This is a genomic window from Pseudomonas sp. WT-JTC, assembly GCF_056711565.1.
In genome coordinates this window covers 1,896,798-1,923,363 of the sequence record NZ_CM160042.1, presented here as the reverse complement: position 1 = coordinate 1,923,363, position 26,566 = coordinate 1,896,798, and the positions used below count along the sequence as shown (strand labels likewise).

Annotated in this window: 24 protein-coding genes and 1 tRNA gene; 12 read left to right on the top strand and 13 right to left on the bottom strand. The window is 59.8% G+C overall.

Features of this window, described 5'->3' with window-relative positions; genetic code table 11:
- Nucleotides 1–63 precede the first annotated feature (63 nt).
- The 4 genes from acnD to AC06G5_RS08715 all read right to left on the bottom strand — a co-directional run bounded on the left by acnD (nt 64) and on the right by AC06G5_RS08715 (nt 5,759).
- On the bottom strand, nt 64–2,658 hold the full coding sequence (acnD, locus tag AC06G5_RS08730; protein WP_480459247.1) for a Fe/S-dependent 2-methylisocitrate dehydratase AcnD: 2,595 nt from the start codon (nt 2,656–2,658) through the stop codon (nt 64–66).
- 205 nt (nt 2,659–2,863) lie between these two features.
- On the bottom strand, nt 2,864–3,991 hold the full coding sequence (gene prpC, locus AC06G5_RS08725; RefSeq protein ID WP_480459246.1) for a bifunctional 2-methylcitrate synthase/citrate synthase: 1,128 nt from the start codon (nt 3,989–3,991) through the stop codon (nt 2,864–2,866).
- Nucleotides 3,992–4,152: 161 nt separating this feature from the next.
- Entirely contained in the window at nt 4,153–5,043 is an 891-nt protein-coding gene (gene prpB, locus AC06G5_RS08720; RefSeq protein WP_008061726.1) for a methylisocitrate lyase, read from the bottom strand.
- Complete coding sequence (locus AC06G5_RS08715) at nt 5,040–5,759, bottom strand: GntR family transcriptional regulator (RefSeq protein WP_008017617.1); 720 nt, start codon at nt 5,757–5,759, stop codon at nt 5,040–5,042. The genes prpB and AC06G5_RS08715 overlap by 4 nt, the downstream gene beginning before the upstream one ends.
- Before the next feature lie 296 nt (nt 5,760–6,055).
- Here AC06G5_RS08715 and rloA point away from each other — a divergent pair, with 296 nt between their 5' ends.
- The 4 genes from rloA to pabB all read left to right on the top strand — a co-directional run bounded on the left by rloA (nt 6,056) and on the right by pabB (nt 10,652).
- Entirely contained in the window at nt 6,056–6,592 is a 537-nt protein-coding gene (rloA, locus tag AC06G5_RS08710) for a retropepsin-like aspartic peptidase RloA (protein ID WP_413422009.1), read from the top strand.
- Between the two features lie 5 nt (nt 6,593–6,597).
- Complete coding sequence (rloB, locus tag AC06G5_RS08705) at nt 6,598–8,133, top strand: osmotic stress tolerance membrane protein RloB (protein WP_413422007.1); 1,536 nt, start codon at nt 6,598–6,600, stop codon at nt 8,131–8,133.
- Nucleotides 8,133–9,119, top strand: coding sequence for an alpha-L-glutamate ligase-like protein (locus AC06G5_RS08700; RefSeq protein ID WP_413422005.1), 987 nt, complete (start codon nt 8,133–8,135; stop codon nt 9,117–9,119). The genes rloB and AC06G5_RS08700 overlap by 1 nt, the downstream gene beginning before the upstream one ends.
- Nucleotides 9,120–9,308: 189 nt before the next feature.
- Nucleotides 9,309–10,652, top strand: a complete 1,344-nt coding sequence (gene pabB, locus AC06G5_RS08695) for an aminodeoxychorismate synthase component I (RefSeq protein ID WP_413422003.1) — start codon at nt 9,309–9,311, stop codon at nt 10,650–10,652.
- 123 nt (nt 10,653–10,775) lie between these two features.
- Here the strand turns inward: pabB and thrH are convergent, their stop codons facing one another.
- Nucleotides 10,776–11,393 (bottom strand): bifunctional phosphoserine phosphatase/homoserine phosphotransferase ThrH, encoded by a 618-nt coding sequence (gene thrH / locus AC06G5_RS08690; protein ID WP_413422001.1) that lies wholly within the window; start codon nt 11,391–11,393, stop codon nt 10,776–10,778.
- A 173-nt stretch (nt 11,394–11,566) separates the two neighbouring features.
- Between thrH and AC06G5_RS08685 the strand changes: the two genes are divergently transcribed.
- From AC06G5_RS08685 to AC06G5_RS08675, 3 genes are all read left to right on the top strand, one after another.
- Nucleotides 11,567–12,307 (top strand): phosphoadenylyl-sulfate reductase, encoded by a 741-nt coding sequence (locus AC06G5_RS08685; RefSeq protein WP_007971943.1) that lies wholly within the window; start codon nt 11,567–11,569, stop codon nt 12,305–12,307.
- A gap of 581 nt (nt 12,308–12,888) precedes the next feature.
- Complete coding sequence (locus AC06G5_RS08680; protein WP_413421999.1) at nt 12,889–14,430, top strand: NCS1 family nucleobase:cation symporter-1; 1,542 nt, start codon at nt 12,889–12,891, stop codon at nt 14,428–14,430.
- A 56-nt stretch (nt 14,431–14,486) separates the two neighbouring features.
- Complete coding sequence (locus AC06G5_RS08675; RefSeq protein WP_007988885.1) at nt 14,487–15,215, top strand: aspartate/glutamate racemase family protein; 729 nt, start codon at nt 14,487–14,489, stop codon at nt 15,213–15,215.
- Nucleotides 15,216–15,362: 147 nt separating this feature from the next.
- Here the strand turns inward: AC06G5_RS08675 and AC06G5_RS08670 are convergent, their stop codons facing one another.
- Nucleotides 15,363–16,286 (bottom strand): LysR family transcriptional regulator, encoded by a 924-nt coding sequence (locus AC06G5_RS08670; protein WP_413421997.1) that lies wholly within the window; start codon nt 16,284–16,286, stop codon nt 15,363–15,365.
- Nucleotides 16,287–16,410: 124 nt separating this feature from the next.
- On the opposite strand from AC06G5_RS08670, the gene AC06G5_RS08665 reads away from it, so the two are divergent.
- Nucleotides 16,411–17,157: a 3-oxoacyl-ACP reductase family protein gene (locus AC06G5_RS08665; protein ID WP_413421995.1), complete on the top strand. Its 747-nt coding sequence runs from the start codon at nt 16,411–16,413 to the stop codon at nt 17,155–17,157.
- Nucleotides 17,158–17,216: 59 nt separating this feature from the next.
- Here the strand turns inward: AC06G5_RS08665 and AC06G5_RS08660 are convergent, their stop codons facing one another.
- Nucleotides 17,217–17,912 (bottom strand): HAD-IA family hydrolase, encoded by a 696-nt coding sequence (locus AC06G5_RS08660; RefSeq protein WP_413421993.1) that lies wholly within the window; start codon nt 17,910–17,912, stop codon nt 17,217–17,219.
- Between the two features lie 249 nt (nt 17,913–18,161).
- On the opposite strand from AC06G5_RS08660, the gene AC06G5_RS08655 reads away from it, so the two are divergent.
- Entirely contained in the window at nt 18,162–21,284 is a 3,123-nt protein-coding gene (locus AC06G5_RS08655) for an RHS repeat-associated core domain-containing protein (protein WP_480459245.1), read from the top strand.
- A 116-nt stretch (nt 21,285–21,400) separates the two neighbouring features.
- Here AC06G5_RS08655 and AC06G5_RS08650 read toward each other — a convergent pair whose 3' ends face one another.
- From AC06G5_RS08650 to AC06G5_RS08630, 5 genes are all read right to left on the bottom strand, one after another.
- Complete coding sequence (locus AC06G5_RS08650; RefSeq protein WP_413421989.1) at nt 21,401–21,583, bottom strand: hypothetical protein; 183 nt, start codon at nt 21,581–21,583, stop codon at nt 21,401–21,403.
- 16 nt (nt 21,584–21,599) lie between these two features.
- Nucleotides 21,600–22,067, bottom strand: a complete 468-nt coding sequence (locus AC06G5_RS08645; protein WP_413421987.1) for a glycine zipper domain-containing protein — start codon at nt 22,065–22,067, stop codon at nt 21,600–21,602.
- Nucleotides 22,068–22,180: 113 nt separating this feature from the next.
- Complete coding sequence (locus tag AC06G5_RS08640; RefSeq protein WP_102672845.1) at nt 22,181–22,549, bottom strand: bacteriocin; 369 nt, start codon at nt 22,547–22,549, stop codon at nt 22,181–22,183.
- 310 nt (nt 22,550–22,859) lie between these two features.
- Entirely contained in the window at nt 22,860–23,048 is a 189-nt protein-coding gene (locus AC06G5_RS08635) for a hypothetical protein (protein ID WP_108218939.1), read from the bottom strand.
- A 145-nt stretch (nt 23,049–23,193) separates the two neighbouring features.
- Nucleotides 23,194–23,514, bottom strand: a complete 321-nt coding sequence (locus AC06G5_RS08630; protein ID WP_007971919.1) for a YbjQ family protein — start codon at nt 23,512–23,514, stop codon at nt 23,194–23,196.
- A 151-nt stretch (nt 23,515–23,665) separates the two neighbouring features.
- Between AC06G5_RS08630 and AC06G5_RS08625 the strand changes: the two genes are divergently transcribed.
- The gene (locus AC06G5_RS08625; RefSeq protein ID WP_413705393.1) at nt 23,666–24,250 is read left to right on the top strand and encodes a hypothetical protein; all 585 of its coding nucleotides are present in this window, start codon (nt 23,666–23,668) and stop codon (nt 24,248–24,250) included.
- 134 nt (nt 24,251–24,384) lie between these two features.
- Here the strand turns inward: AC06G5_RS08625 and AC06G5_RS08620 are convergent.
- Nucleotides 24,385–24,474: transfer RNA gene (locus AC06G5_RS08620), tRNA-Ser, on the bottom strand.
- 308 nt (nt 24,475–24,782) lie between these two features.
- Between AC06G5_RS08620 and AC06G5_RS08615 the strand changes: the two genes are divergently transcribed.
- Together AC06G5_RS08615 and AC06G5_RS08610 are read left to right on the top strand one after the other, a co-directional pair.
- Complete coding sequence (locus AC06G5_RS08615) at nt 24,783–25,472, top strand: crotonase/enoyl-CoA hydratase family protein (protein WP_413421982.1); 690 nt, start codon at nt 24,783–24,785, stop codon at nt 25,470–25,472.
- 214 nt (nt 25,473–25,686) lie between these two features.
- Complete coding sequence (locus AC06G5_RS08610) at nt 25,687–26,409, top strand: lysophospholipid acyltransferase family protein (protein ID WP_413421980.1); 723 nt, start codon at nt 25,687–25,689, stop codon at nt 26,407–26,409.
- The last annotated feature ends 157 nt before the right edge of the window (nt 26,410–26,566 follow it).

Here is a 26,566-nt window from a genome sequence, read left to right as displayed (position 1 = left end):
GCTCGTTACTCCTGATCTGAAAGCAGACACGGGACTCAAAGCCCCGTGTCTGCAATGCGTGTATTAAACGGCAACCGCCGATTCTTCGAGGAAGTCCTGAGCAAAGCGTTGCAACACGCCGCCCGCTTCGTAGATCGACACTTCTTCAGCGGTGTCGAGGCGGCAGGTCACCGGCACCTCGACGCGCTCGCCGTTCTTGCGATGGATCACCAGCGTCAGCTCGGCGCGCGGCGTGCGATCGCCGATCACGTCGTAGGTTTCGCTGCCATCGATGGCCAGGGTATGGCGGTTGGTACCCGGTTTGAATTCCAGCGGCAACACACCCATGCCCACCAGGTTGGTGCGGTGAATGCGCTCGAAACCTTCGGCGGCGATCGCTTCCACACCCGCCAGGCGCACGCCCTTGGCGGCCCAGTCGCGGGACGAACCCTGACCGTAGTCGGCGCCGGCGATGATGATCAGCGGCTGCTTGCGATCCATGTAGGTTTCGATGGCTTCCCACATGCGCATCACTTTGCCTTCCGGCTCGACACGGGCCAGCGAACCCTGCTTGACCTTGCCGTTTTCCTGAACCATTTCGTTGAACAGTTTCGGGTTGGCGAAGGTCGCGCGCTGCGCGGTCAGGTGGTCACCACGGTGAGTCGCGTAAGAGTTGAAGTCCTCTTCCGGCAGGCCCATTTTCGCCAGGTATTCGCCGGCGGCGCTGTCCAGCATGATGGCGTTGGACGGCGACAGGTGATCGGTGGTGATGTTGTCCGGCAGTACCGCCAGCGGGCGCATGCCCTTGAGCGGACGCGCGCCGGCCAGCGCGCCTTCCCAGTACGGCGGACGGCGGATGTAGGTGCTCATCTCGCGCCACTCGTACAACGGCGCGACTTTCGGGCCGGTGTCTTCGTGGATGGCGAACATCGGGATGTAGACCTGACGGAACTGCTCGGGTTTTACCGAGGCTTTCACGACTGCGTCGATTTCTTCGTCGCTTGGCCAGATGTCCTTGAGACGGATTTCCTTGCCGTCGACCACGCCCAGTACATCCTTCTCGATGTCGAAACGGATGGTGCCGGCGATGGCGTAAGCGACCACCAATGGCGGCGACGCGAGGAACGCTTGCTTGGCGTACGGGTGAATCCGGCCGTCGAAGTTACGGTTGCCGGACAACACCGCAGTGGCGTACAGGTCGCGGTCGATGATCTCTTGCTGGATCACCGGGTCCAGTGCGCCGGACATGCCGTTGCAGGTGGTGCAGGCGAAAGCCACGACGCCGAAACCGAGCTGCTCGAGCTCATCGGTCAGGCCGGCTTCATCGAGGTACAGCGCCACGGTTTTCGAGCCCGGTGCCAGGGACGACTTGACCCAAGGCTTGCGGATCAACCCGAGCTTGTTGGCATTGCGCGCCAGCAGGCCGGCGGCGATCACGTTGCGCGGGTTGCTGGTGTTGGTGCAACTGGTGATGGCGGCGATGATCACCGCGCCGTCCGGCATTTGGCCCGGTACGTCTTCCCACTTTCCGGAGATGCCTTTCGCCGCCAGATCCGAAACCGCCACACGGGCGTGCGGGTTGCTCGGGCCAGCCATGTTGCGCACTACCGAGGACAGATCGAAGGTCAGGCCGCGCTCGTACTGTGCGCCCTTGAGGCTGTCTGCCCAGAGGCCCGTGGTCTTGGCGTAGTTCTCGACCAACTGCACCTGCTCGTCTTCACGACCGGTGAGCTTGAGGTAGTCGATGGTCTGCTGGTCGATGTAGAACATCGCCGCGGTGGCGCCGTATTCCGGGGCCATGTTGGAGATGGTTGCACGGTCGCCGAGGGTCAGCGCGGAGGCGCCTTCGCCGAAGAACTCCAGCCAGGCACCGACCACTTTCTGCTTGCGCAGGAACTCGGTCAACGCCAGCACCATGTCGGTGGCGGTGATGCCCGGCTGCAGCTTGCCGGTCAGTTCGACGCCAACGCTTTCCGGCAGACGCATCCAGGAGGCGCGGCCGAGCATCACGCTTTCGGCTTCCAGGCCACCGACACCGATGGCAATCACGCCCAGTGCATCGACGTGCGGGGTGTGGCTGTCGGTGCCGACGCAAGTGTCGGGGAAGGCCACGCCATCACGCACTTGAATCACCGGAGACATTTTCTCCAGGTTGATCTGGTGCATGATGCCGTTGCCTGGCGGGATCACGTCAACGTTCTTGAACGCCTTTTTGGTCCAGTTGATGAAGTGGAAGCGGTCTTCGTTGCGACGGTCTTCGATGGCGCGGTTCTTCTCGAACGCCTCGGGATCGAAACCGCCACGCTCGACGGCCAGGGAGTGGTCGACGATCAACTGCGTCGGCACCACCGGGTTGACTTGCGCCGGGTCGCCGCCTTGCAGGGCGATGGCGTCACGCAGGCCGGCGAGGTCGACCAGCGCGGTTTGGCCGAGAATGTCGTGGCACACCACGCGGGCCGGGAACCACGGGAAGTCGAGGTCGCGCTTGCGCTCGATGAATTGCTTGAGGGATTCGGTGAGCGTGGCCGGGTCGCAGCGACGCACAAGGTTTTCCGCCAGCACACGGGAGGTGTACGGCAGGGTGTCATAGGCGCCAGGCTGGATCGCCTCGACCGCTGCGCGGACATCGAAGTAATCCAGGTGGCTGCCGGGCAGCGGTTTACGGAATTGTGTGTTCATCGTCAGGACTCGGTCACGGTAGTTACAAAAGGCGGGGCCAGACACCGGTACTGAAGTGAACTCGGTCAAATGTGGGAGCGGGCTTGCTCGCGAAAGCGGTGTATCAATCAACATCAATGCTGGATGTCAGTCCGTCTTCGCGAGCAAGCCCGCTCCCACACTGGTTTTCGGTTCATTCAGTGACCAGCGCTGTAGCCTCCACCATTCAGCGTTGTTCGATTGGTACGAACTTGCGCTGTTCAACGCCGGTGTACTCGGCGCTTGGACGGATGATGCGGTTGTTGGCGCGCTGTTCGTACACGTGGGCGGCCCAGCCGGTCAGGCGCGAGCAGACGAAAATCGGTGTGAACAACTTGGTCGGGATGCCCATGAAGTGGTACGCCGAGGCATGGTAGAAGTCGGCGTTCGGGAACAGTTTCTTCTGCTCCCACATGGTCTTGTCGATGGCTTCGGACACCGGGAACAACACCTTGTCACCCACTTCGTCAGCGAGCTTCTTCGACCAGCCCTTGATCACCTCGTTGCGCGGATCGTTGTCTTTATAGATCGCGTGGCCGAAGCCCATGATCTTGTCCTTGCGCTCGAGCATGCCGAGGGTGCCTTTGATCGCGTCTTCCGGCGACGAGAAACGCTCGATCATTTCCATCGCCGCTTCGTTGGCACCGCCGTGCAGCGGGCCGCGCAGCGAGCCGATGGCTGCGGTGATGCACGAAAACAGGTCGGACAGGGTCGATGCGCAAACACGCGCGGTGAAGGTCGACGCGTTGAACTCGTGCTCCGCGTAGAGGATCAGCGAAACGTTCATCACCTTGACGTGCAGCTCGCTCGGTTTCTTGCCGTGCAGCAGGTGCAGGAAGTGGCCGCCGATGGACGGCTCGTCGCTCACGCAATCGATGCGCTTGCCTTCGTGGCTGAAGCGATACCAGTAAGTCATGATCGCCGGAAAGGCGGCCAGCAGACGGTCGGTCTTGTCATGCTGCTCGGAGAAATCCGCCTCGGGTTCCAGGTTGCCCAGGAACGAGCAGCCAGTACGCATCACGTCCATCGGGTGGGCGTCGGCGGGGATGCGTTCCAGCACTTCTTTCAGTGCTTGCGGCAGGTCACGCAGCTTGCCCAGCTTGGCGATGTAGGCGCTAAGTTGCGCTTTGCTCGGCAACTCGCCGTACAGCAGCAGGTAGGCAACTTCTTCGAACTGCGCGTCAGCCGCCAGTTCACGAACGTCATAACCACGATAAGTCAGACCGGCACCCGACTGGCCCACGGTGGACAGTGCGGTTTGCCCGGCTACCTGGCCACGGAGCCCGGCGCCACTGAGTACTTTTGCTTCGGCCATTGCTGTCTCCAATTCTTGAATTTTTTAGGGAAACCAATCTTTCATCTGTAGGAGCGAGCTTGCTCGCGATGGACGTCAATGATGACGCGGGAAAACTGATACCCCGCGGTGTATAGCCCACCATCGCGAGCGAGCTCGCTCCTACAGGTACACGGTGTTCATTATTTCTTTGCGGCAAACAACGCATCGAGCTTCTGCTCGAAGGTGTGGTAGTCGATGCGATCGTAAAGCTCCATGCGCGTCTGCATGGTGTCGATGACGTTCTGTTGCGTGCCATCGCGGCGGATCGCGGTGTAGACGTTTTCTGCAGCCTTGTTCATGGCGCGGAACGCCGACAGCGGGTACAGCACCAGCGATACATCGGCAGCGGCCAGCTGTTCGGTGGTGTACAGCGGCGTCGCACCGAACTCGGTGATGTTGGCCAGGATCGGCGCTTTCACACGGCTGGCGAACAGCTTGTACATTTCAAGTTCAGTGATGGCTTCCGGGAACACCATGTCGGCGCCGGCTTCGATACACGCGGCGGCGCGATCCAGGGCAGACTCCAGGCCTTCCACCGCCAGGGCGTCGGTACGGGCCATGATCACGAAGCTGTCATCGGTACGCGCATCGACGGCCGCCTTGATGCGGTCGACCATTTCCTGCTGGGTCACGATTTCTTTATTGGGACGGTGACCGCAGCGCTTGGCGCCGACCTGGTCTTCGATGTGAATCGCCGCGGCACCGAACTTGATCATCGATTTGACAGTGCGAGCGACGTTGAACGCCGAGGAACCGAAACCGGTGTCCACGTCCACCAGCAATGGCAGATCGCATACATCGGTGATACGGCGCACGTCGGTCAGCACGTCATCCAGACCGGTGATGCCCAGGTCTGGCACGCCGAGGGAGCCGGCAGCCACCCCGCCACCCGACAGGTAGATCGCCTTGAAACCGGCGCGCTTGGCCAGCAGCGCGTGGTTGGCGTTGATCGCGCCGACCACTTGCAGTGGATGTTCACTGGCGACCGCATCGCGGAAACGCTGGCCTGGTGTGCTCTTGTTCAAACTCATGACTCACCTCGTTTGGCTGTCGGGTTAACGCCGTCCTGGTAGTGACGGGCGATATTGCGTTTGGAGGCGCCGATGTGACGGCGCATCAACAACTCGGCCAGCTCACCGTCACGGTCGGCGATGGCATCGAGAATGCGGTGGTGCTCGGCGAACGCCTGGTGCGGGCGATTGGGCGTGGTGGAAAACTGGATGCGGTACATGCGCACCAGCTGATAGAGCTCGCCGCAGAGCATTTGGGTCAGCGTGCGGTTGCCGCTGCCCTGGATGATTCGGTAATGGAAGTCGAAATCGCCTTCCTGCTGGTAATAGCCCCTGCCTGCCTGAAACGCTTCATCGCGCTCATGGGTTTCCAGGACCCGACGCAATTCGTCGATTTCCTCGACACTCATGCGCTCGGCGGCGAGGCGACAGGCCATGCCTTCCAGGGATTCACGGATTTCATAAAGCTCAAGCAGCTCGGCGTGATTGAGCGACACCACCCGCGCGCCGACATGCGGTACGCGAACCAGCAGGCGCTGGCCTTCCAGACGGTGGATGGCCTCGCGCAGCGGGCCACGGCTGATGCCGTAGGTGCGCGCCAGCTCCGGTTCGGAGATTTTGCTGCCCGGCGCGATCTCGCCTTTGACGATAGCCGCCTGAATGCGACGAAAGACGTTCTCGGACAGGGTCTCCGTATCGTCCTGCGCTAAAACCGGGGGATCGAGTTGATCCAGCATATTGTCGACACCTTGTGAGCCAATGCCGCAAAAACTAACGAATACAGGCGACACAGTCAAAGGATAAATCGATATTGTCGACAATCTTCTGATAACCGGTTGCACCATAACGAAGCAACCTGACGGTGCATAGCCACCCGCCAGCGCTGGCGCCAGCAAACCACCGTGCTAGAATGCCGCCGCATTTGTTTGTCACATCTGCACTGTCTGTCATAAAACCCTGATAGGCATACGAGGGAGCTTGCGCAGCGATGCCAGGGCCTTGAATCAAGTCGGACCGCTGCGCACCAGGATTTATGAGACTCAAGCCCTTCCCTGCCTTCCTTTATTTACTTTGCCTGCCCGGCTACGCAATGGCTGGGGAAAAGACCGTGTATGGCCTCAATGAGTACGCATCGCTCAATGGCATTGATCTGGAAGTGGCGGCCAAACTCGACACAGGGGCGAAAACCGCATCCCTGAGTGCACGGGATATCAAGCGTTTCAAACGCAACGGCGAGTCGTGGGTGCGCTTTTATCTGGCCATCGACGCCGCCCATTCGCACCCGATCGAACGCCCGCTGGCCCGTGTCAGCAAGATCAAGCGCCGGGCCGGCGACTACGACCCGGAGGAAGGCAAGAAATACACCGCCCGTCCGGTGATCGAACTGGATATCTGCATGGGCTCGGCCCTGCGCAGCATCGAAGTGAACCTGACCGACCGCAGTGCCTTCCAATACCCGCTACTGATTGGCTCCGAAGCGCTCAAGCGCTTCGATGCACTGGTTGACCCCAGCCTTAAATATGCTGCCGGCAAACCCGCCTGCACCACCGACGCTTATACCGCCGAGTAATTCAAATGCGCTCTCTTACCCTTCATCTGAAACTGCTGATCGCCATCCTGGTGGTGCTGGGCATTTCAGTTACGGCCTACCAGATCTTCGTGCTGGGCATTCCGGTAACCGAAGACGCCACCGACGACTTGTGGAACATCGACGCCAAGGTCGAGTTCGTCGCCAGTGCCAAGGACCCGGTCAAGATCCAGATGTTCGTGCCACCACTGAGCCGCGACTTCGTCAGCCTCAACGAGAGCTTCATCTCCAATAACTATGGCGTGGCGGTGAACCGGGTCGACGGCAATCGCAAGGTCACGTGGTCGGCACGCCGGGCCAAAGGCAATCAGACGCTGTATTACCGCCTGGTGCTGACCAAGCGTTATTCCGGTGAGAAAGCCAAGATCAAAGGTCCGACCTTTCGCGACAGCATGACCATCGAAGGCCCGGAGAAAATCGCTGCCGAAGCCCTGCTCGCACCGATTCGCCAGCACTCGGCCGACGTCGAAACCTTCGTCGGCGAAGCCATCAAGCGGGTCAACAACCTCAACGACGACAACGTGAAACTGTTGCTGGCCGGTGATCCATCCACCGCGCACAAGGCAAAAATCGTCGAGTTGCTGCTGTCCATCGCCCATGTGCCGATCGAGAAGGTCCACACCATTCGCCTGGTGGCCGACCAGCCGCAACTGCCGGAACTGTGGCTGCGCAGCTTCAATGGCACCGACTGGCTGTACTTCAACCCGGAAACCGGTGAACAGGGCCTGCCGTCCGACCGCCTGCTGTGGTGGACCGGCGACGAAAACCTGATCACCGTCGACGGCGGCAAGAAAGCCAACGTGACCTTCAGCCTGAACAACAGCGAAATGAACGCCATTCGCCTGGCCAAGCTGACCGACGAAAACACCGACGCCAACTTCCTCGAGTACTCGTTGTACGGCCTGCCGCTGCAAACCCAGCAGACTTTCATGATCATGGTCATGATCCCGATCGGCGTGCTGGTGATCCTGATCCTGCGCAATCTGGTCGGCATCCAGACCCTGGGCACCTTCACTCCGGTGCTGATCGCCCTGGCCTTCCGCGAAACCCAGCTCGGCTTCGGTATCATGCTGTTTACCATCATCACGGCGCTGGGCCTGTCGCTACGCTCCTATCTCGAACACCTGAAGCTGCAAATGCTGCCGAGGCTGTCGGTGGTGCTGACGTTCGTGGTGGTGTTGATTGCGGCGATCAGCCTGTTCAGCCATAAACTCGGCCTGGAGCGCGGCTTGTCGGTGGCGCTGTTCCCGATGGTGATCCTGACCATGACCATCGAACGCCTGTCGATCACCTGGGAAGAACGTGGCGGCGGCCATGCCATGAAAGTGGCCATTGGCACACTGTTCGCCGCGTCCCTGGCACACCTGATCATGACCGTGCCGGAACTGGTGTACTTCGTGTTCACCTTCCCGGCGATCCTGCTGATCCTGGTGGGCTTCATGCTGGCTATGGGCCGTTATCGCGGTTATCGCCTGACCGAACTGGTGCGTTTCAAGGCCTTCCTGAAAAAGGCTGACGCCTGATGTTCGGTTTCTGGAAAACCTGGAAGGCCCTGGAAGCCCGGGGCATCATGGGAATCAATCGGCGCAACGCAGACTACGTGCTCAAGTACAACAAGCGCAGCCTGTACCCGATCGTCGATGACAAGATCATCACCAAGGAGCGCGCCATTGCCGCCGGCATTCACGTGCCGGAACTCTACGGGGTGATTTCCACCGAGAAGGAAATCGACAATCTCGAAGAGATCGTCGACGGACGCAGTGACTTCGTGATCAAACCGGCCCAGGGCGCTGGCGGTGATGGCATCCTGGTCATCGCCGACCGCTTTGAAGGGCGTTATCGCACGGTGTCCGGCCGGATCATCAGCCATGAAGAAATCGAGCACCAGATTTCCAGCATCCTCACCGGCCTGTACTCCCTGGGCGGTCACCGTGACCGGGCGCTGATTGAATACCGCGTGATTCCGGACCAGATCTTCAAGAGCATCAGTTACGAAGGCGTGCCGGACATCCGCATCATTGTGTTGATGGGCTACCCGGTGATGGCCATGCTGCGTCTGCCGACGCGTCAGTCCAACGGCAAGGCCAACCTGCACCAGGGCGCCATCGGCGTCGGTGTGGACCTGGCCACCGGCCTGACCCTGCGCGGCACCTGGCTGAACAACATCATCAACAAACACCCGGACACCACGAATGCCGTGGATGGCGTGCAACTGCCCTACTGGGACGGTTTCATGAAGCTTGCCGCTGGCTGTCATGAGTTGTGCGGGCTGGGCTACATCGGTGTCGACATGGTCCTGGACCAGGAAAAAGGCCCGCTGATTCTGGAGCTCAACGCCCGGCCGGGGCTGAATATCCAGATTGCCAATGACTGCGGGTTGACGTCGCGCACTCATGCGGTGGAAGCACGACTGGAAGACCTGAAGGCTCGTGGCGTGACCGAAACGGTCGCAGAGCGCGTGGCGTTCGTGCAGGAAATGTTTGGGCATATTCCTGCGGTCGTGGGTTGAGGTCCTTCTCCTGTAGGAGCGAGCTTGCTCGCGATGGACGTCAACGATAACGCGTGCTGCCTGATTGCCCGCGTTATCCGGCGTTTTTCGCGAGCGAGCTCGCTCCTACAGCAATCAATCCCCTCTAGGAGCAATTCTCCGAGGGGACTACAATCGCCACCCCGCCTCGATGGCTGATCTCCCCCGCCCATGCTGACCTGTTCCGTACACCCGCTGCCCTATCGCGCCAACCCCGCCCAATACTTCGCGGCGATTCGCCATGCGCCCGGTGCCGTGCTGCTCGACAGTGGCCGCCCCGGCGCCGACCGCGGTCGCTATGACCTGCTCAGTGCCTGGCCGCTGGAACAGCTGACGGTATCGCCCGACGAAAGTGGCGACGCTTTCCTGCAACGCCTGCGCGAAAACCTGACACACCTGGGCGAAGCTACTTTGCCGACACCTTATGAGTTGCCGTTTGCCGGTGGATTGATCGGTTACCTGAGTTACGACTTCGGCCGGCATCTGGAGCGCCTGCCGAGCCAGGCGCGGGACGACCTGCAACTGCCTGACGCGCGTTTCGGCCTGTACGGCTGGGCATTGATCAGCGATCACCTTTCGCTGACCAGCCAACTGGTGTTCCACCCGACTCTGCCCGACAGCGAACGTCAGCGCCTGATCGACCTGTTCAGCCAGCCTGCAGCGGAAGTGCTTGCTCCATTCAAACTGCTCACCCCGATGACTGCCGACTTGAGCGCTGACGAGTATCAACAGGCAATCGAGCGCATCCAGCAATACATTCAGGCCGGCGACTGTTATCAGGTCAACTTCGCCCAGCGTTTCCGCGCGCCCTGCCAGGGTGATCCGTGGGCCGCTTACTGTGCACTGCGCGCAGCGTGCCCGACGCCTTTTTCCGGTTTCCAGAGCTTGCCCGACGGCGATGCCGTACTCAGCCTGTCACCGGAACGCTTCGTCAAAGTCAGCCAGAGCCATGTGGAAACCCGCCCGATCAAGGGTACTCGACCTCGGGGCCTGACGCCTGAGCAAGACGCGGCGAACGCCGCCGAACTGCTGGCCAGCCCCAAGGATCGCGCGGAAAACCTGATGATCGTCGACCTGCTGCGCAATGACCTCGGCCGGACCTGCCGCACCGGTTCGGTACGGGTGCCGGAACTGTTCAGCCTGGAAAGTTACCCGAACGTGCATCACCTGGTGAGCAGTGTCACCGGTGAACTGGCGGATGACCGCGACGCTCTGGATCTGATCGCCGGCAGTTTCCCCGGCGGCTCGATCACCGGCGCACCAAAGATTCGCGCCATGCAGATCATCGATGAGCTGGAGCCAACCCGGCGCGGACTGTATTGCGGTTCGTTGCTTTACCTGGACGTGCGCGGCGAGATGGACAGCTCCATCGCCATCCGCAGCTTGCTGGTCAAGGACGGGCAGGTGTGTTGCTGGGGCGGCGGCGGGATTGTCGCGGACTCGGAGTGGCAGGCTGAGTACCAGGAGTCGATCACCAAGGTGAAGGTGCTGCTCGATACGCTGCAAAACCTCTGATCACACCCATCCCTGTAGGAGCGAGCTTGCTCGCGATGGTCGTTAACGATAACGCTGGAAACCTGACACCCCGCGGCGCTCGCAGGTTCATCGCGAGCAAGCTCGCTCCTACAGGGAATGTGATTACAAACTCAGGGCCCGGTTCGAAGCCTTGATGAACTCCTGCTTCAGCTCTGCAAAACTGTGCACTGCCGGGAACTGCGGGAATTCCGCAATCACGTTGTCCGGCGCATGGAACAGGATCCCGGCATCGGCCTCGCCCAGCATCGTGGTGTCGTTGTAGGAATCCCCCGCAGCGATCACCCGGTAGTAGAGGCTCTTGAAGGCCAGGACCGACTGACGCTTGGGATCTTTCTGACGCAGTTGATAGCCAGTGACTCGCCCACTGTCGTCAGTAATCAGACGATGGCAGAGCAAGGTCGGGAAGCCCAGTTGGCGCATCAGCGGCTGGGAGAACTCGTAGAAGGTGTCTGACAGGATCACCACCTGGAACCGCTCGCGCAGCCAGTCGACGAACTCGATGGCGCCGTCCAGCGGCTTGAGCGTGGCGATCACTTCCTGAATGTCGGCGAGCTTCAGGCCGTGCTCGTCGAGAATCCGCAGGCGCTGCTTCATCAGCACGTCGTAGTCGGGAATGTCCCGGGTGGTAGCCCTGAGGGACTCGATACCGGTTTTTTCGGCGAAGGCGATCCAGATTTCCGGGACCAGCACACCTTCAAGATCCAGACAGGCAATTTCCACAAGACACTCCCATTTGTATTGATTATTGAGTCGAGCGAGCAAAAAGACTGCCGAACTCTAGCGACTCGGGCCTGCCTGCGCAACGCAGAGGATGCCCCGGCCCGTGCGGCTTTTTGTTACCATCAACCCCATATAGAGCGCCCAGCGCCACCGACCTGTAGGAAGCCGCCCTGATGAGCCCAACGTTCGACGTCGTGGAACTCGCCACGACCTATGCCAACAAATCCGCCCAGGACATCCTGAAACTCGCGTTTGCCGAGTTCGGCGATGACCTGTGGATATCTTTCAGCGGCGCCGAGGATGTGGTGCTGGTGGACATGGCCTGGAAGCTGAACAAGAACGTCAAGGTGTTCAGCCTCGACACCGGCCGCTTGCACCCCGAGACCTACCGCTTCATCGATCAGGTGCGCGAGCACTACAAGATCGACATCGAGCTGGTGTCGCCGGACTACACGAAACTCGAACCTTTCGTGAAGGAAAAAGGCCTGTTCAGCTTCTACAAGGACGGCCATGGCGAATGCTGCGGCATCCGCAAGATCGAACCGTTGCGCCGCAAGCTGTCTGGCGTGAAAGCCTGGGCCACCGGCCAGCGTCGGGACCAGAGCCCCGGCACCCGCAGCGCCGTCGCGGTGATGGAGATCGACACCGCGTTCTCCACGCCTGAACGCACCCTGTACAAGTTCAACCCGCTGGCGCAAATGACCAGCGAAGAGATCTGGGGCTACATCCGCATGCTGGAACTGCCTTACAACAGCCTGCACGAGCGCGGCTTCATCAGCATCGGCTGCGAACCCTGCACCCGTCCGGTACTGCCTAACCAGCATGAGCGCGAAGGCCGCTGGTGGTGGGAAGAAGCGACGCAGAAGGAATGCGGGTTGCATGCGGGGAATATCATCAGCAAGTCCAAAGCCTGATCCCGAGCCATGTGATACCCCTCTGTAGGAGCGAGCTTGCTCGCGATGGACGTCAACGATAACGCGTGCTGCCTGAGTGCCCGCGTTATCCAGAGTTTTTCGCGAGCATGCTCGCTCCTACAGGGTTTTCGTAATACCCGTAAATGTGTACACAAGAATGTCACCGTCGGTGCCATTTATGTGTGCACTTTTTGTTTCTGCGCCCCCAAAAGTTACATCCCACCGCCTGATGTGCGCCGCCACGCCCTCCTGAGTCCCTTTCTTAAAATAAATACCTGTTCAATCGGTCAATTTAAATTATTTATTTTTCAGTAAATTGGCGATAAGCCATAACAAAACGAAATGAGCAGCACGTTTCATAGAACTCCCGACTGGCACAGTTCTGGCTTAAGTGCATACATGTTTTGTATACAATCAACTCAAAACATACACACACTTTAGATCCGCAAGCCTGAAGCGCCCTATCCCGTACAGGCTGCAGATGCCCCGTAACCAATGATTTTCGCCACCCGCGACGAAGATTTGTCGAGCCAACGCTCATGCACAGTCATCGCGATGTCGAGCATCAGGAGCCTGCCGGAATGCGTACTAGTCTCTCCAATAACAACATCGCGCTGGATCTACCCTCCTCCCATTCCACCCACATCGCCGACAATCAGGCGCATCACAGCCCTGTCGTGCTCAGCCCCCGACTGCACAACAAAGACCTGGCGCCGACCAAGGCCGAAGGCCGGCGCTGGGGCCGCTACAGCATCTTTGCCCTGTGGACCAATGACGTTCACAACATTGCCAACTACTCCTTCGCCATCGGTCTGTATGCCCTGGGCCTGGGTGGCTGGCAGATCCTGCTGTCCCTGGGGATCGGTGCGGCGCTGGTTTACTTCTTCATGAACCTGTCCGGCTACATGGGGCAAAAGACCGGGGTGCCGTTTCCGGTCATCAGCCGAATCAGTTTCGGCATTCATGGGGCGCAGATTCCTGCGTTGATCCGCGCCGTGATAGCCATCGCCTGGTTCGGTATCCAGACGTACCTGGCGTCCGTCGTCTTTCGCGTGTTGTTGACAGCGGTCCATCCCGGGTTCGCCGACTACGACCACAATTCGATCCTGGGCCTGTCGACCCTGGGCTGGGTGTGTTTTGTCGCGATCTGGTTCGTGCAACTGGCGATCCTTGCCTATGGCATGGAGATGGTGCGGCGCTACGAGGCGTTTGCCGGCCCGGTGATTCTGCTGACCGTCGCCGCCCTCGCCGCGTGGATGTACACCCAGGCCGACGCGACCATTGCCTGGTCGATCCGAGAGCCGCTGACGGGCGGTGAGATGTGGCGCAACATCTTTGCCGGTGGCGCGCTGTGGCTGGCGATCTACGGTACGTTGATCCTCAACTTCTGCGATTTCGCCCGCTCTTCGCCGTGCCGCAAGACCATCAAGGTCGGCAACTTCTGGGGCCTGCCGGTGAATATCCTGGTGTTCGCCGCCATCACCGTCCTGCTGTGCGGTGCGCAGTTCCAGATCAATGGCCGGATCATCGAAAGCCCGACCGAAATCATCGCCTCGATCCCCAACACCTTCTTCCTGGTGCTCGGCTGCCTGGCGTTCCTGATCGTCACCGTGGCGGTGAACATCATGGCCAACTTCGTCGCCCCAGCGTTCGTCCTCAGCAACCTGGCCCCGAAATACCTGACCTTCCGCCGCGCCGGGCTGATCAGCGCGACCATCGCCGTGCTGATCCTGCCGTGGAACCTCTACAACAGCCCGCTGGTAATCGTGTACTTCCTGTCCGGCCTCGGCGCCCTGCTCGGTCCGTTGTACGGCGTGATCATGGTCGACTACTGGCAGGTACGAAAAGGCCGGATCAACGTGCCGCAGTTGTACAGCGAAGACCCTGACGGCGCGTATTACTACAGCCGCGGTGTCAATTTGCGCGCGGTGGCGGCGTTCATTCCTGCAGCCTTGATCGCCATCGTCCTGGCATTGGTACCGGGCTTCCACAGCGTGTCGCCGTTCTCCTGGCTGATCGGTGCCGGGATCGCCGGAATGCTCTACCTGATCATCGCCAAACGCCAACCGCACTATGCCGATGTCAGTGGCGAATCAATCGCAGTCGAAAACGCCAGCCATTAATCCTGTCGCGGCCTGACGTTGTCGGGCCGCGGAACCACCTGCAATAAGGACTCCCCATGCGCATTCTCGTGGTCAACGTCAACACCACCGAATCCATCACCCAGGCCATCGCCCGCTCGGCGCAAGCCGTCGCGTCGCCCGGCACGGAAATCGTCGGCCTCACCCCGCACTTCGGCGCCGACTCCATCGAGGGCAATTTCGAAAGCTACCTGGCGGCCATTGCGGTCATGGACCGGGTGATGTCCTACGACCAGCCCTTCGATGCGGTAATCCAGGCCGGTTACGGCGAACACGGCCGTGAAGGCCTGCAGGAATTGCTCAACGTGCCGGTGGTGGATATCACCGATGCCGCCGCCAGCACGGCGATGTTCCTCGGTCACGCCTATTCCGTGGTCACCACCCTCGACCGCACCGTGCCGCTGATCGAAGATCGCCTCAAGCTCTCCGGCCTCTGGGATCGCTGCGCCTCGGTTCGGGCCAGTGGTCTGGCCGTGCTGGAACTGGAGCACGAGCCGCAGCGCGCACTGGAAGCCATCGTGCATCAGGCCGAACTGGCGGTGACCCAGGACAAGGCCGAAGTGATTTGCCTGGGCTGCGGCGGCATGGCCGGACTGGACGAGCAGATTCGCCGACGTACCGGCGTACCGGTGGTGGATGGCGTCACGGCGGCGGTGACCATCGCCGAATCGCTGGTGCGATTGGGGTTGTCGACATCGAAGGTGCGGACTTATGCGACACCGCGGCCGAAAAACATCATTGGCTGGCCGGGGCGGTTTGCTCGTTAAGTTCGCAACTGTTGACCGAGTTGCCTCCTTCGCGAGCAAGCCCGCTCCCACACTGGATCTGCGTTGAATACAGATGTTGTATTCACTACAGATCAAATGTGGGAGCGGGCTTGCTCGCGAAGGGGGCAACCCGGTCTAGAACTTGGCTCAAACCGCACTGAACCTCTGCCCCAACCCCCGCTCGGCAAACTGTTCAATGATGAAATCGACAAACACCCGGGTCTTGCCGGGCAGCAGTTTGTGTTCGGCGTAATAGACGGAGGTGTAGCCATCGTCGATGTACCAGTCCGGCAACACCCGCTGCAATCTGCCCGACTCCAGATAGCCCGCAGCAAACGGCATGCTCACCAGCGCAATGCCCAGACCCTGCGCGGCCGTGGCGCAGGCAGCCTCGGAATCGCTCATGGTCATCCGCGCATTGAGCGTCAACGGGCTGTGCTGGTGATTGCGATGGGTCAACTGCCAGGAGCGCACACGACCGGTTTGTGGCGAGCGGATCAGAATCCCGTCATGGTGCTTGAGGTCATCCGGCTCGCTGATCGACGCATGAGCCTCGAGGTAAGCCTGCGAAGCCACCAACACCCGATGCGCCGGGCTCAGCCTGCGCGCCACCACGCCCTGGGGTAACTCAAAGCCGCCGCCGATTGCCGCGTCGAAGCCCTGCCCGATCAGATCGACCTGGCGGTTGTCGAAGTGCCAGTCCGGGTTGATCGCCGGGAATCGCCGCAGAAACTCGCCGAGCATCGGCACAATGTACAAACAACCGAACACCGTCCCCATGCTGACTTTCAAAGTGCCCGCCGGCTGCCCTCCGGCACTGGCGAGATTGGCCACGGCATTCTGGATCGTGTGCAGGCTGCCGCTGACTTCGCCGAGAAACAACTGACCGGCCTCCGTCAGGGTCAGCCTGCGCGTGCTGCGCTGAAACAATCTGACGCCCAGGCGCGCCTCGAGCTTGGCGACGCTCTTGCCCACTGCCGCCGGGGTCAGACTCAAGCGTCGCGCCGCTTCTGCAAAGCTGCCGACCTCAGCGCTGCGCACAAAGCATTCGATACTGCTGAAGGTTTCCATAGTCGCCACTATAAACTTTTGGTTTACACAGACTATCGCAATTATGGTCTACACAGCATGTAATCCTGAATCGATACTAGGCTCCATCAACCGGGACATCTCGCCTCGGGACTTGGAGATCGACATGACTACTCAGAACCTCAGCGGCAAAGTGGCATTGATTCAAGGTGGTTCCCGTGGCATCGGCGCAGCCATCGTCAAGCGCCTGGCTGCTGAAGGCGCAACCATTGCCTTCACTTATGTCAGCTCGACGGCAAAAGCCGAAGCACTGCAGGACAGCATTACCGCCAAGGGCGGCAAGGCCCTGGCCATCAAGGCTGACAGCGCCGACGCCGAGGCGATCCGCGGTGCCGTCTCAGCCACGGTAGAAGCCTTCGGTCGCCTGGATATCCTGGTCAACAATGCGGGGGTACTGGCCGTCGCGCCGCTGGCCGAGTTTAAACTCGAAGACTTTGACCAGACCCTGGCCATCAACGTGCGCAGCGTGTTCATCGCCACCCAGGCCGCCGCCAGACACATGACCGAAGGCGGTCGCATCATCAACATCGGCAGCACCAACGCCGACCGCATGCCCTTCTCCGGTGGCGGCCCGTACGCCATGAGCAAGTCGGCACTGGTCGGCCTGACCAAAGGCCTGGCCCGTGATCTCGGCCCGCAAGGCATCACCATCAATAACGTGCAACCAGGTCCGGTCGACACCGACATGAACCCGGCCGACGGTGACTTTGCGGAAAGCCTGATCCCGATGATGGCCGTGGGCCGTTACGGCAAGGCCGAGGAGATCGCCAGCTTCGTCGCCTACCTCGTCGGCCCTGAAGCCGGCTATATCACAGGGGCCAGCCTGACCATCGACGGTGGCTTCGGCGCCTGACGCATTAAACGCGATCAAAGTGTGGGATCGCCGCACCGCCGCTCCCACATTTTTTGTCGTCAGGCCCGCTCAAGCGCCGGCAAACCATAAGCGCCCGGCTCGAACGCCTTCAACGTACGAAGAATACCGTCGGCATGTGCATACCTGGCATCGGCCATTGCCGCATCCGGAATTGCAATCGCCGTCATCCCCGCCGCCTTCGCTGCGGTGACACCAAAGGGCGAATCCTCGAACACCAGGCAATCCTCGGGCGCGACGCCAAGGCGCCGCGCCGCCGTCAGGAAAATATCCGGTGCCGGTTTGGCCGCGCCCACCTCGGGGTCATCGGCGGTGACGATGAAGTCGAACAAGGCGAACCAGTCGCGGTGCAAGGTGGTTTTCTGGCCGAACGACTGGCTTGAAGAACTGGTACCGACGGCAATGGGAATGTTGTTGGCCTTCAGATGCCGTACCAGCTCCTGTGCGCCAGGCATTGCTTGCGCGGTAGGAAAACGCTCGCGCATCAGCGGCTCGCGGATCACCAGAAACTCTTGCGCCGTAATCGGCAAGTCCAGCGCTTCAACCACATAACGCGCCAGATCGCCCGCACCCCGACCAATGATGTTCTGTTTGATGCTCCAGTCGAACGTCCGGCCATAACGCGCGGCGATAATGGCCGTGACTTCGGTGTAGATGCCCTCTGTATCCAGCAACAAGCCGTCCATATCAAAAATCACGGCCTTGATCGGGCCGAATGCTTTCAGTGGTGCATTCATCGCATCTGATCCGTTTTCCGAGGCATCGCGGGCAGCTCAGGAACGGCCTGATGCCCGAATGGATTAAAGGATTCAGCAGCATAGCGAGCGCCGCTGGCCCAGAGCAACGATGAAATCCAGAACCACGCCGAATGGCTCTACGTTATTTAGCGAATCGCCCTACAGCAAACGCCAACCTTGCTGACTTCTTTCCTTGCAGGTCATCCGCAGAGTCTCGGACTCCACATTCCGCCAAGCGAAAGTCTGCCGATGTTCGATCCCCAAAAGGTATTGGCATGCCCCACCAGCGGTCCCCTGACACGGGCGTACAGGATCGAAAGCGCAGGGCGCACCGCCACTCACAACTGCCCTGTGTCGATGGTTACCGGCGAAGTACTGCTGACCCTGACCGAAGGCACCCTCGACGGGATCTTGCCGTTCGACTTCACCCGCTTCTATCGCACCAGTGCCGTCGAACTCGACAGCGGCCTCGGTTTTGGCTGGAGTCATTCGCTGTCCCAGCACCTGGAACTTCACGGCGGGCAGGTGCTGTGGATCGACCCCGAAAACCGCCGCACGCCGTTTCCTTGGCCGGTGGCGGCGCGCCCACTGATCCACAACAACCTTTCGCGGGCGGCGATTTACCTCGGCGAGAAAACGGACGAACTGATCCTCGCCCTGGCCGGCGACGTGGCGCGTTTTTATCACTTCCACGACGGCCGGCTCAGCGCGATCAGCGACGCCTATGGCAACCGCCTCACGGTACAGCGTGACCGCTTTGACCGGATTCAGCGCCTGGACAACGGCTCCGACCGCGCCTTGCTGCTGCGTTACGACCTCAAGCACCTGGTGGCCGTCGACTATCAGGTGTTTCAGCGCAGCGGCTCCGAGGCGCACACCTGGCGCACCGAACAGACACTGGTCAGCTACCGCTACGACGCCCGCCAGCGCTTGATCGAGGCAACCAACGCCGCAGGTGAAAGCGAGCGCTATGACTACGACGAGCAGCACGTCATCCTGCAACGGCAACTGGCTGGCGGCGCGAGTTTCTTCTGGGCGTGGGAGCGCTCGGGCAAGGCAGCCCGCTGCATCCGTTACTGGGCCTCGTTTGCGCAGATGGAAGTGCGTTACATCTGGGACGATCAGGGCCGGCTGATCGCACTGCTTGCGCCGGATGAGACGCCCATGTCCTACGAGTATCGTCACCATTTCCTGCACACCCGCACCCACAGTCAGGCGACGTGGAGCTACCAACGCAATGCCCAAGGCGACATCACTGCCGTCACCGATCCCGACGGGCAGATCACCCGCTTCTTCTACGACCCGCTGGGACGCTTGCTGACTATCCGTTTTCCCGACCAGAGCAGTCACCGGTTTGTCTGGAACGCCTTGGGACAATTGCTGGAAGAGACCCTGCCGGACGGTGCTCTTCGCACTTTTTCCTACGATGCGTTGGGGCGGCAGATTACCCGGCAGGACGAACACGGTGCCGTCACCGGTTTTGAGTGGGACGCCATGGGCCGACTGACCCGGACTACGCTGCCCACCGGTGCCCGCCGTGTCTGGCGCTATAACACCTATGGCCAGGTCGCTGCCAAAACCGACGAACTGGGACGGGTAACCCGTTACGAATACGCCGACGACCTGCACTTGGTCAGCCGTCGGATCAACCCCGACGGCAGCGCACTGAAGTACCGCTACGACCCTGCGCAATTGTTGCTCACAGAGATCGACAACGAGGTCGGTGACACTTACCGGCTGGACTACACCCAGGGCGGATTGATCCGACAGGAAACCGGATTCGATGGCCGTCGTACCGCCTACAGCTACGACTTCAATGGCCAGTTGCTGGAGAAAACCGAGTTTGGCGACGACGGCTCGCAGCTGGTTACCGGCTATCAACGTGACAGCGCTGGGCGGCTACTGGTCAAAACTCTGCCCGATGGGGTCAAGGTCGAGTACCACTACGACAACTTCGGGCGACTGATCAGCGTCGATGACGGCCAGGACCATCCGCTGGAGTTCGAATACGACCGCCAGGACCGGTTGATCACCGAGTATCAGGGTTCGGGTACCCTGCGTTACGGCTACGACGCCTGCGGTCGGCTCAAGCGTATAAGCCTGCCGGACGCCTGCGTCCTCGACTATCACCACGCCAAGGGGGGCGCACTTACTGCCATCGACCTCAACGGCACGCGCCTGACCAGCCATCGTTTTGTCGGCGGACGCGAACAGCAACGCCAACAGGGTCTGCTGCTCAGCGATTATGCCTACGACGAGCAAGACCGTTTGCAGGCCCATGCCGTCAGCCAAAAGCAACGACCACTGTACCGCCGCAAGTATGCCTACAGCACCAAAGGCAATCTCCTGCAAATTACCGACAGCCGCCACGGTTCACACCGCTACCAATACGACGCGCTCGACCGCCTGACCGGAGTGCGCCACGCCCGCGACCAGTCCGCAGAGAACTTCACCCACGACCCGGCCGGCAACCTGCTGATCCACGACCGCCCCGGCCCGCGCGTACTCCAGGGCAACCGCCTGCGCCGCCGCGGCGACAGCCACTACGACTACGACGCCTTCGGCAATCTGATCCGCGAATGTCGCGGTATGCCGCCCCGGGTCACCGAGTTCACCTACGACAGCCAGCACCGCCTGATCAGCGTCAGCACCCCGGAGGGTAAAAGTGTCAGCTACCGCTACGACGCCTTCGGCCGGCGCATCCGCAAAACCATCGACGGCCAGACCACGCAATTCTTCTGGCAAGGCGACCAGCTCATCGCTGAAAGCGGCCCCCGACATTACCGCAGCTACGTCTACGAACCCGGCAGCTTCCGCCCACTGGCGCTGCTCGACGGCAAAGGTCGGGCAGACGCCTGCCCGTTCTACTACCAACTCGACCATCTCGGCACCCCGCAGGAACTGACCAGCTACGCCGGCGCCATCGTCTGGTCCGCCAAATACACCGCCCACGGCAAACTCCGCGAACCGAGCCACGGCAACGACGAACGCCTCGAACAGCCGCTACGGTTTCAGGGGCAATACTTCGATACTGAGAGCGGCCTGCACTACAACCGGCATCGCTACTACCATCCGGACATCGGTCGTTATCTGACGCAGGATCCACTCAAGTTGGCCGGCGGGTTGAACCCGTATCGATACGCCCGGAACCCGACGGGGTGGGTGAGTCCGTCGGGGTTGGGCGGAAATTGTCCGCAGGCGAGCAAGCCGGGATGTCTGGTGACGGATCGGGGGGGAGTGGCAAAGGTTGATGAAGGTGAGCCTGATGCGCCCTCACCAAAACTTCCAAAAAGCTACTTGTATCGCGGGAACTCACGGGAGTCCTGGGAGATTTCTGAAACCGCAATTGAACCCATTGGTTCGACTGTTTAAAGAAATAATCGGGACCCGGACTTCCTCACTGTCGCTTCGTAATAGCTTGCTCACCCGGTCCATCGCCATCGGCATGACTTGGCGATGGACACGTTCGACCCGGCAACCCGGCTCGATCAATCCTCGTCCTCTTCCTCATCTTCAAAATCAATGTTCCCCACATCGCCCGCATCATCAGCATCGTTAAGCGGCACCGTTGCATCATCCATCAGCGATCCCGGATCTTCATTGCCGGGATCGTTGATAAGCGGCAGTTCGCTCGGGCCTTTTTCTTCCTTGCCTTCGGTTTCCGCAGTCATGGTATGCCTCGCTTAACTAGTGATGCTTCTTGTGGTGCTTGTTCGAGTGTTTATAACCGTTACCGGAATGGGAATGGCCGCTATCACTCCCCAGATCATTGCCGACCGCGCCGCCCGCTGCACCGCCAAGGCCCGCGCCGATGGCCGATCCGGTCGAACCACCAAGACTGTTGCCGACCACCGAACCACCCGCCGCGCCCAAACCACCGCCTACCGCCGCCTCGGTGCGACTGTGTTTGGGCGCGCCAATGGCACTACCGGCCGCTCCGCCGACACCCGCACCAATCGCTGCGCCAGTACTGCCGCCCACCTGGCCACCCACAACGTTGCCCAACACCCCACCAAGACCACCGCCTACCGCGGCATCTCCATTACCTCCCGCCAGCGCCACCTGAGAGACCAGCAATCCAAAAACAATCGCAGGCAACATCAATCGTCGAGCATTCAGGCTTGCGGTTTTATTGCCGTCGGTTTTCGGATTCATGGCACACCTCGCATTCTTCAGGAGTATGGAAGATTTGAGCCGCTGCGGCGTAAAACGTTCATAAATGAAAAAGCCCGGCATCAAGCCGGGCTCTTTTCAATTCTGGATCAGGATCAGTGACGCTTGTGACCATTGGCCAGGTTGCTGCCTACGCCGCCGCCCAATGCACCACCCAAGCCTGCGCCGATGGTGGCACCGGATTTGCCGCCGAGGCTGTTACCGATCACCGAACCACCGGCCGCACCGACACCGCCACCGATAGCAGCGCTGGTGCGATGACCTTTTTTGGCGGCAACTGCGCTGCCCGCCGCGCCAGCGACGCCCGCACCAATCACTGCGCCAGTGCTGCCGCCCATCTTCTGGCCGACCACGTTACCCAATGCGCCGCCCAAGCCACCGCCCAGCGCGGCAGTACCGTCACCAGCCATTGCACCTTGAGCAACCAGAAGCCCCAGAACCAGAGCGGGCAGTGTTAAACGCATGACAAAAACCTCAAAAATAGGGGTACACAAAAAGGGGGCGAGATTGAATGCTTTTGCGCGGATAAAGTCCAGCACACCGGTCCAACTTCGCGATTGGCGACGATTGGACAGCATTTTTGAAAAAGGTTTTATGACGGACAAAAAAAAGCCCGCTGGGGAGACGGGCCAGGTGTTGCTTTCTAACGGATGAGTCGAGATTACGGAGGGAGCTGTGAAAAGTTTGTGAAAGATCAGCCGCCTGAAAATTTTGTCATGCAACCCTTTCGATCATCAAAACCCCCGTTCGTTGACGGGGTTTACTCGCGTTCGTTTACTTCCTGACCGGTGCTGTCACCCTGGGCAGGAATTTGCCCTTCAGTACCCGGCACGCCCTGGTCTTGATCTTGTCGACCTCTGTCTGGTCCTCGCCGAAACTGGCCACATACTGGGTCTGGCCACACCGCACGCAATTGTTGATCGGAAACTCTGCGCCATCGTCCTCGATATACGGATCAGCCATCTCATCACCCCTTTCAAAAAGCGGGATCGACACCGGCAAGCCCTTTTGCCGAAACAATATCGATCGCCAAGGTTTTTCAGACTAGCCGGTCACTAATGGACTTGCCGTTCTGATTTCCCCGTGACCGACGAATGGCTTCGTACTTTCACCGCAACTTGACTGCAGTCCCGGTCACAAACACCACGACCATCCCGCCCTTGCCGGCCGGCATGCTGATTTCATAATCAAGCCCGACCACCGCGTCCGCCTGAAGCGCCCGCGCCCGCTCCTTGATCTCATCGGTGGCCTGAATGCGCGCTTCCTTCAACGCTCGCTCCAGTGTCTGGGAGCGCCCGCCAAAAAAGTCGCGCATCCCGGCAAACACGTCACGGACGACGTTGATCCCTTGCACCGACTCGGCGCTGACGATGTCCAGGTAGGCCGTAATTTGCCGACCTTCAATGGAATGGGTGGTAGTGGTGATCATTGCTGTTCCTTCCTGTTCAGATATTCAGCCAGTGCATCGAACGCCGGCAATGTTACGGGATCAGCATCTCCCCCACCCGCACCAATGCCAGGGCGCCACTTTTCCACTGCTATGCTGATAGCGTCGGTTCTCTACACTGGAGACGAGCAGCATGACAGCAGAAGGCAATCATTTCCCCTTCACTTTCAAGACTATTGCCTACTCAACCGGAGGCTTCCTTGTCGCCTTGGTATCTGCCACAAAGCTGCTCGACACTTACTTCGAGTTGACGTTGTTGGCAGATACCAAAGGCTGGCTGGTACGTGCGTGGAACTGGCTTCTGTTAGAAACGCCAATGCCGAATTGGTCGCTGCTGATGATTAGCGCGGCGTTGATCAGCATTCTGACCGCAGCGATTTACTACTACCGCACCCCTGACGGAACTTACGGCGAGCTACATGAGATAGAGCGAAAGGTTTACAAAACGAACAACCCTCAGTTTCCACAGTTGACAGATAACCAAACGCTGCTGATGGAAGCTTTGGCCTATCATGCAAACTTCAGGAAAATTGCAAACCTGGACTCGGTTTGCAAACTTGTCTCACTCAGCAAGCTGGAAGTTGAAGACGGTCTGAAGCAACTCCAGGCTAAACGTCTTGTGAAGCAAAAAGTGACACGGGGTACGTTCGGCGCCACCACTTTTGAACTTACCCTGGCAGGTAAGGACTATGCGTTAGAACGACTCAAGCTGACGTAGTAGAGACACACGGGACGTCGAAAGGTATGGATCGCAGTGTCAGAAGGCGGGATGTAGTGAGCAGTACAATCAAGTAGTACAGCTGAAAAAGAAAAACCCCCGCAAACCATGGATTTGCGAGGGTTCTCAGAATGTGGCGGTGAAGGAGAGATTCGAACTCTCGATACAGTTTCCTGTATACACACTTTCCAGGCGTGCTCCTTAAGCCACTCGGACACTTCACCGTATCTCTTCAAACATGTTCTGTCTGTCGAGGCGCGCTAATGTAGTCGAAAGCTTTTCTGATGGCAAACATTTTTTTCAGAATTTTCATGCGGTTAACGCGATTCAGCGTTTCAGCTCACTCTGGACCATGGCAAACCGGCCAATCTCCGGCTTCGCCCCCTCTTCTATATAGAGGGGAACGGGCAGCAGGCACGGCGGGCTACGCCTGGCGGGCGGGCAAAGGGTGACTGGCGGGTCAGTCACGGCGCTTTACCTGGCTTGCGGCGGTGGGTAACGTCTGCCCAACTTTATTGAAAGGAATAGCGTCATGAGTGAGTTGATTTCCTACCATCTCGAAGACGGTATCGCGACCCTGACCTTGAGCAATGGCAAGGTCAATGCCATCTCCCCGGATGTGATTGCCGCGTTCAACGCTGCACTGGATCAGGCCGTGACTGATCGTGCGGTGGTGATCATTACCGGCCAGCCGGGCATTCTCTCCGGCGGTTATGACTTGAAGGTGATGACGGCCGGCCCTAAAGAAGCCGTGGCACTGGTGACCTCTGGCTCGACACTGGCCCGTCGCCTGCTGTCGCACCCCTTCCCGGTGATCGTTGCGTGCCCGGGGCATGCAGTGGCCAAGGGCGCGTTTCTGCTGCTGTCCGCCGACTATCGCATCGGTGTTGAGGGCCCGTTCAGCATTGGCCTGAACGAAGTGCAGATCGGCATGACCATGCACCACGCGGGCATTGAGATCGCCCGTGACCGCCTGAACAAAGTGGCGCTTCAGCGTTCCGTGGTCAACGGCGAGATGTTCAGCCCGCAAGGCGCCGTGGCTGCCGGTTTCCTGGATGTCGTGGTGTCGGCTGAAGAACTGCAAGGCGCGGCACTGGCGGCGGCTCGCCAGTTGAAGAAGATCAACATGACCGCCCACAAGAACACCAAATTGAAAGTGCGCAAAGCGCTGCTGGAGGCCCTGGACAACGCGATCATCCAGGACCAGGCACATTTGGGTTAAGCCCGGACCTGCTACAAATAAAAGCCCGACCGTCGTGTCGGGCTTTTTCATACATGTCTGTGTTAAACGCCTGTAACTGCTCTAGACCGTATCTGACCGATTAGTCGGAAACATCAGCACAAACATCGGCTATCTCCCACTACTCTGGGAGCAATTGCCGAAAACAGTGCACATCCGTACACTGCGCCACCTTTTGTCCCGGTGGGGCCTGTAAATGCTGTTTTTGTTGCGTATGTCATTGATGGGCCTGCACTTTATTGTGGCGGGTGTGCTGGGTGTGATTCTCGGCCTGTGCCGGCCGTTCAACCCGGACAACAGCCGTCTGTGCGCACGCCTGTACGCGTGGCCGGCCATGTGTATATTGCGCTTGCGGGTGAAGGCCGAAGTCGGGCCGTTGATGGATAAGCCTGACAGCTGTGTGATCATCGCCAATCACCAGTCCAACTACGACTTGTTTGTGTTTGGCAACGTAGTGCCCCGTCGTACCGTGTGCATCGGCAAAAAGAGCCTGAAATGGGTGCCGCTGTTCGGGCAGTTGTTCTGGCTGGCCGGTAATGTGCTGATCGACCGTGGCAATGCGCACAAGGCGCGTAAGTCGATGTTGACCACCACCCACACCCTGCAAAACAAGGACACCTCGATATGGGTCTTCCCGGAGGGCACGCGCAACCTGGGTGAGGACTTGCTGCCCTTCAAGAAAGGCGCATTCCAGATGGCCATTGCCGCCGGGGTGCCGATCGTGCCGGTGTGTGTCAGCAGTTACGTCAAACACATGCGATTGAACCGCTGGCGCAGCGGGAAAATTCTGATTCGTTCGTTGCCGGCGATTCCCACCGCCGGATTGAGCCTGGACGACATGCCCATGCTGATTGCCCAGTGCCGCGAGCAGATGCGTGAATGCATCGATTCGATGGACCGGCAACTGCAAGCCGCCTGAACAAGAAAACCCGCCTGGCGCGGGTTTTCTTTTGTCTGCGAGACTTTACCGGCGAACTCGGCAGATTTAGCTGACTCGCAAACACTGCGAGGCTAAGCTGATCAACACTGGCATTGCATATGTTGCCAATTGAAAGCTGCCAAAAGAAGTGAACCAC

Coding starts and splice junctions, on each gene's coding strand:
- acnD (WP_480459247.1), bottom strand. CDS start 2,658: ATGAACACACAATTCCGTAAACCGCTGCCCGGCAGCCACCTGGATTAC.
- prpC (WP_480459246.1), bottom strand. CDS start 3,991: ATGGCCGAAGCAAAAGTACTCAGTGGCGCCGGGCTCCGTGGCCAGGTA.
- prpB (WP_008061726.1), bottom strand. CDS start 5,043: ATGAGTTTGAACAAGAGCACACCAGGCCAGCGTTTCCGCGATGCGGTC.
- AC06G5_RS08715 (WP_008017617.1), bottom strand. CDS start 5,759: ATGCTGGATCAACTCGATCCCCCGGTTTTAGCGCAGGACGATACGGAG.
- rloA (WP_413422009.1), top strand. CDS start 6,056: ATGAGACTCAAGCCCTTCCCTGCCTTCCTTTATTTACTTTGCCTGCCC.
- rloB (WP_413422007.1), top strand. CDS start 6,598: ATGCGCTCTCTTACCCTTCATCTGAAACTGCTGATCGCCATCCTGGTG.
- AC06G5_RS08700 (WP_413422005.1), top strand. CDS start 8,133: ATGTTCGGTTTCTGGAAAACCTGGAAGGCCCTGGAAGCCCGGGGCATC.
- pabB (WP_413422003.1), top strand. CDS start 9,309: ATGCTGACCTGTTCCGTACACCCGCTGCCCTATCGCGCCAACCCCGCC.
- AC06G5_RS08685 (WP_007971943.1), top strand. CDS start 11,567: ATGAGCCCAACGTTCGACGTCGTGGAACTCGCCACGACCTATGCCAAC.
- AC06G5_RS08680 (WP_413421999.1), top strand. CDS start 12,889: ATGCGTACTAGTCTCTCCAATAACAACATCGCGCTGGATCTACCCTCC.
- AC06G5_RS08675 (WP_007988885.1), top strand. CDS start 14,487: ATGCGCATTCTCGTGGTCAACGTCAACACCACCGAATCCATCACCCAG.
- AC06G5_RS08670 (WP_413421997.1), bottom strand. CDS start 16,286: ATGGAAACCTTCAGCAGTATCGAATGCTTTGTGCGCAGCGCTGAGGTC.
- AC06G5_RS08665 (WP_413421995.1), top strand. CDS start 16,411: ATGACTACTCAGAACCTCAGCGGCAAAGTGGCATTGATTCAAGGTGGT.
- AC06G5_RS08660 (WP_413421993.1), bottom strand. CDS start 17,912: ATGAATGCACCACTGAAAGCATTCGGCCCGATCAAGGCCGTGATTTTT.
- AC06G5_RS08655 (WP_480459245.1), top strand. CDS start 18,162: ATGTTCGATCCCCAAAAGGTATTGGCATGCCCCACCAGCGGTCCCCTG.
- AC06G5_RS08650 (WP_413421989.1), bottom strand. CDS start 21,583: ATGACTGCGGAAACCGAAGGCAAGGAAGAAAAAGGCCCGAGCGAACTG.
- AC06G5_RS08645 (WP_413421987.1), bottom strand. CDS start 22,067: ATGAATCCGAAAACCGACGGCAATAAAACCGCAAGCCTGAATGCTCGA.
- AC06G5_RS08640 (WP_102672845.1), bottom strand. CDS start 22,549: ATGCGTTTAACACTGCCCGCTCTGGTTCTGGGGCTTCTGGTTGCTCAA.
- AC06G5_RS08635 (WP_108218939.1), bottom strand. CDS start 23,048: ATGGCTGATCCGTATATCGAGGACGATGGCGCAGAGTTTCCGATCAAC.
- AC06G5_RS08630 (WP_007971919.1), bottom strand. CDS start 23,514: ATGATCACCACTACCACCCATTCCATTGAAGGTCGGCAAATTACGGCC.
- AC06G5_RS08625 (WP_413705393.1), top strand. CDS start 23,666: ATGACAGCAGAAGGCAATCATTTCCCCTTCACTTTCAAGACTATTGCC.
- AC06G5_RS08615 (WP_413421982.1), top strand. CDS start 24,783: ATGAGTGAGTTGATTTCCTACCATCTCGAAGACGGTATCGCGACCCTG.
- AC06G5_RS08610 (WP_413421980.1), top strand. CDS start 25,687: ATGCTGTTTTTGTTGCGTATGTCATTGATGGGCCTGCACTTTATTGTG.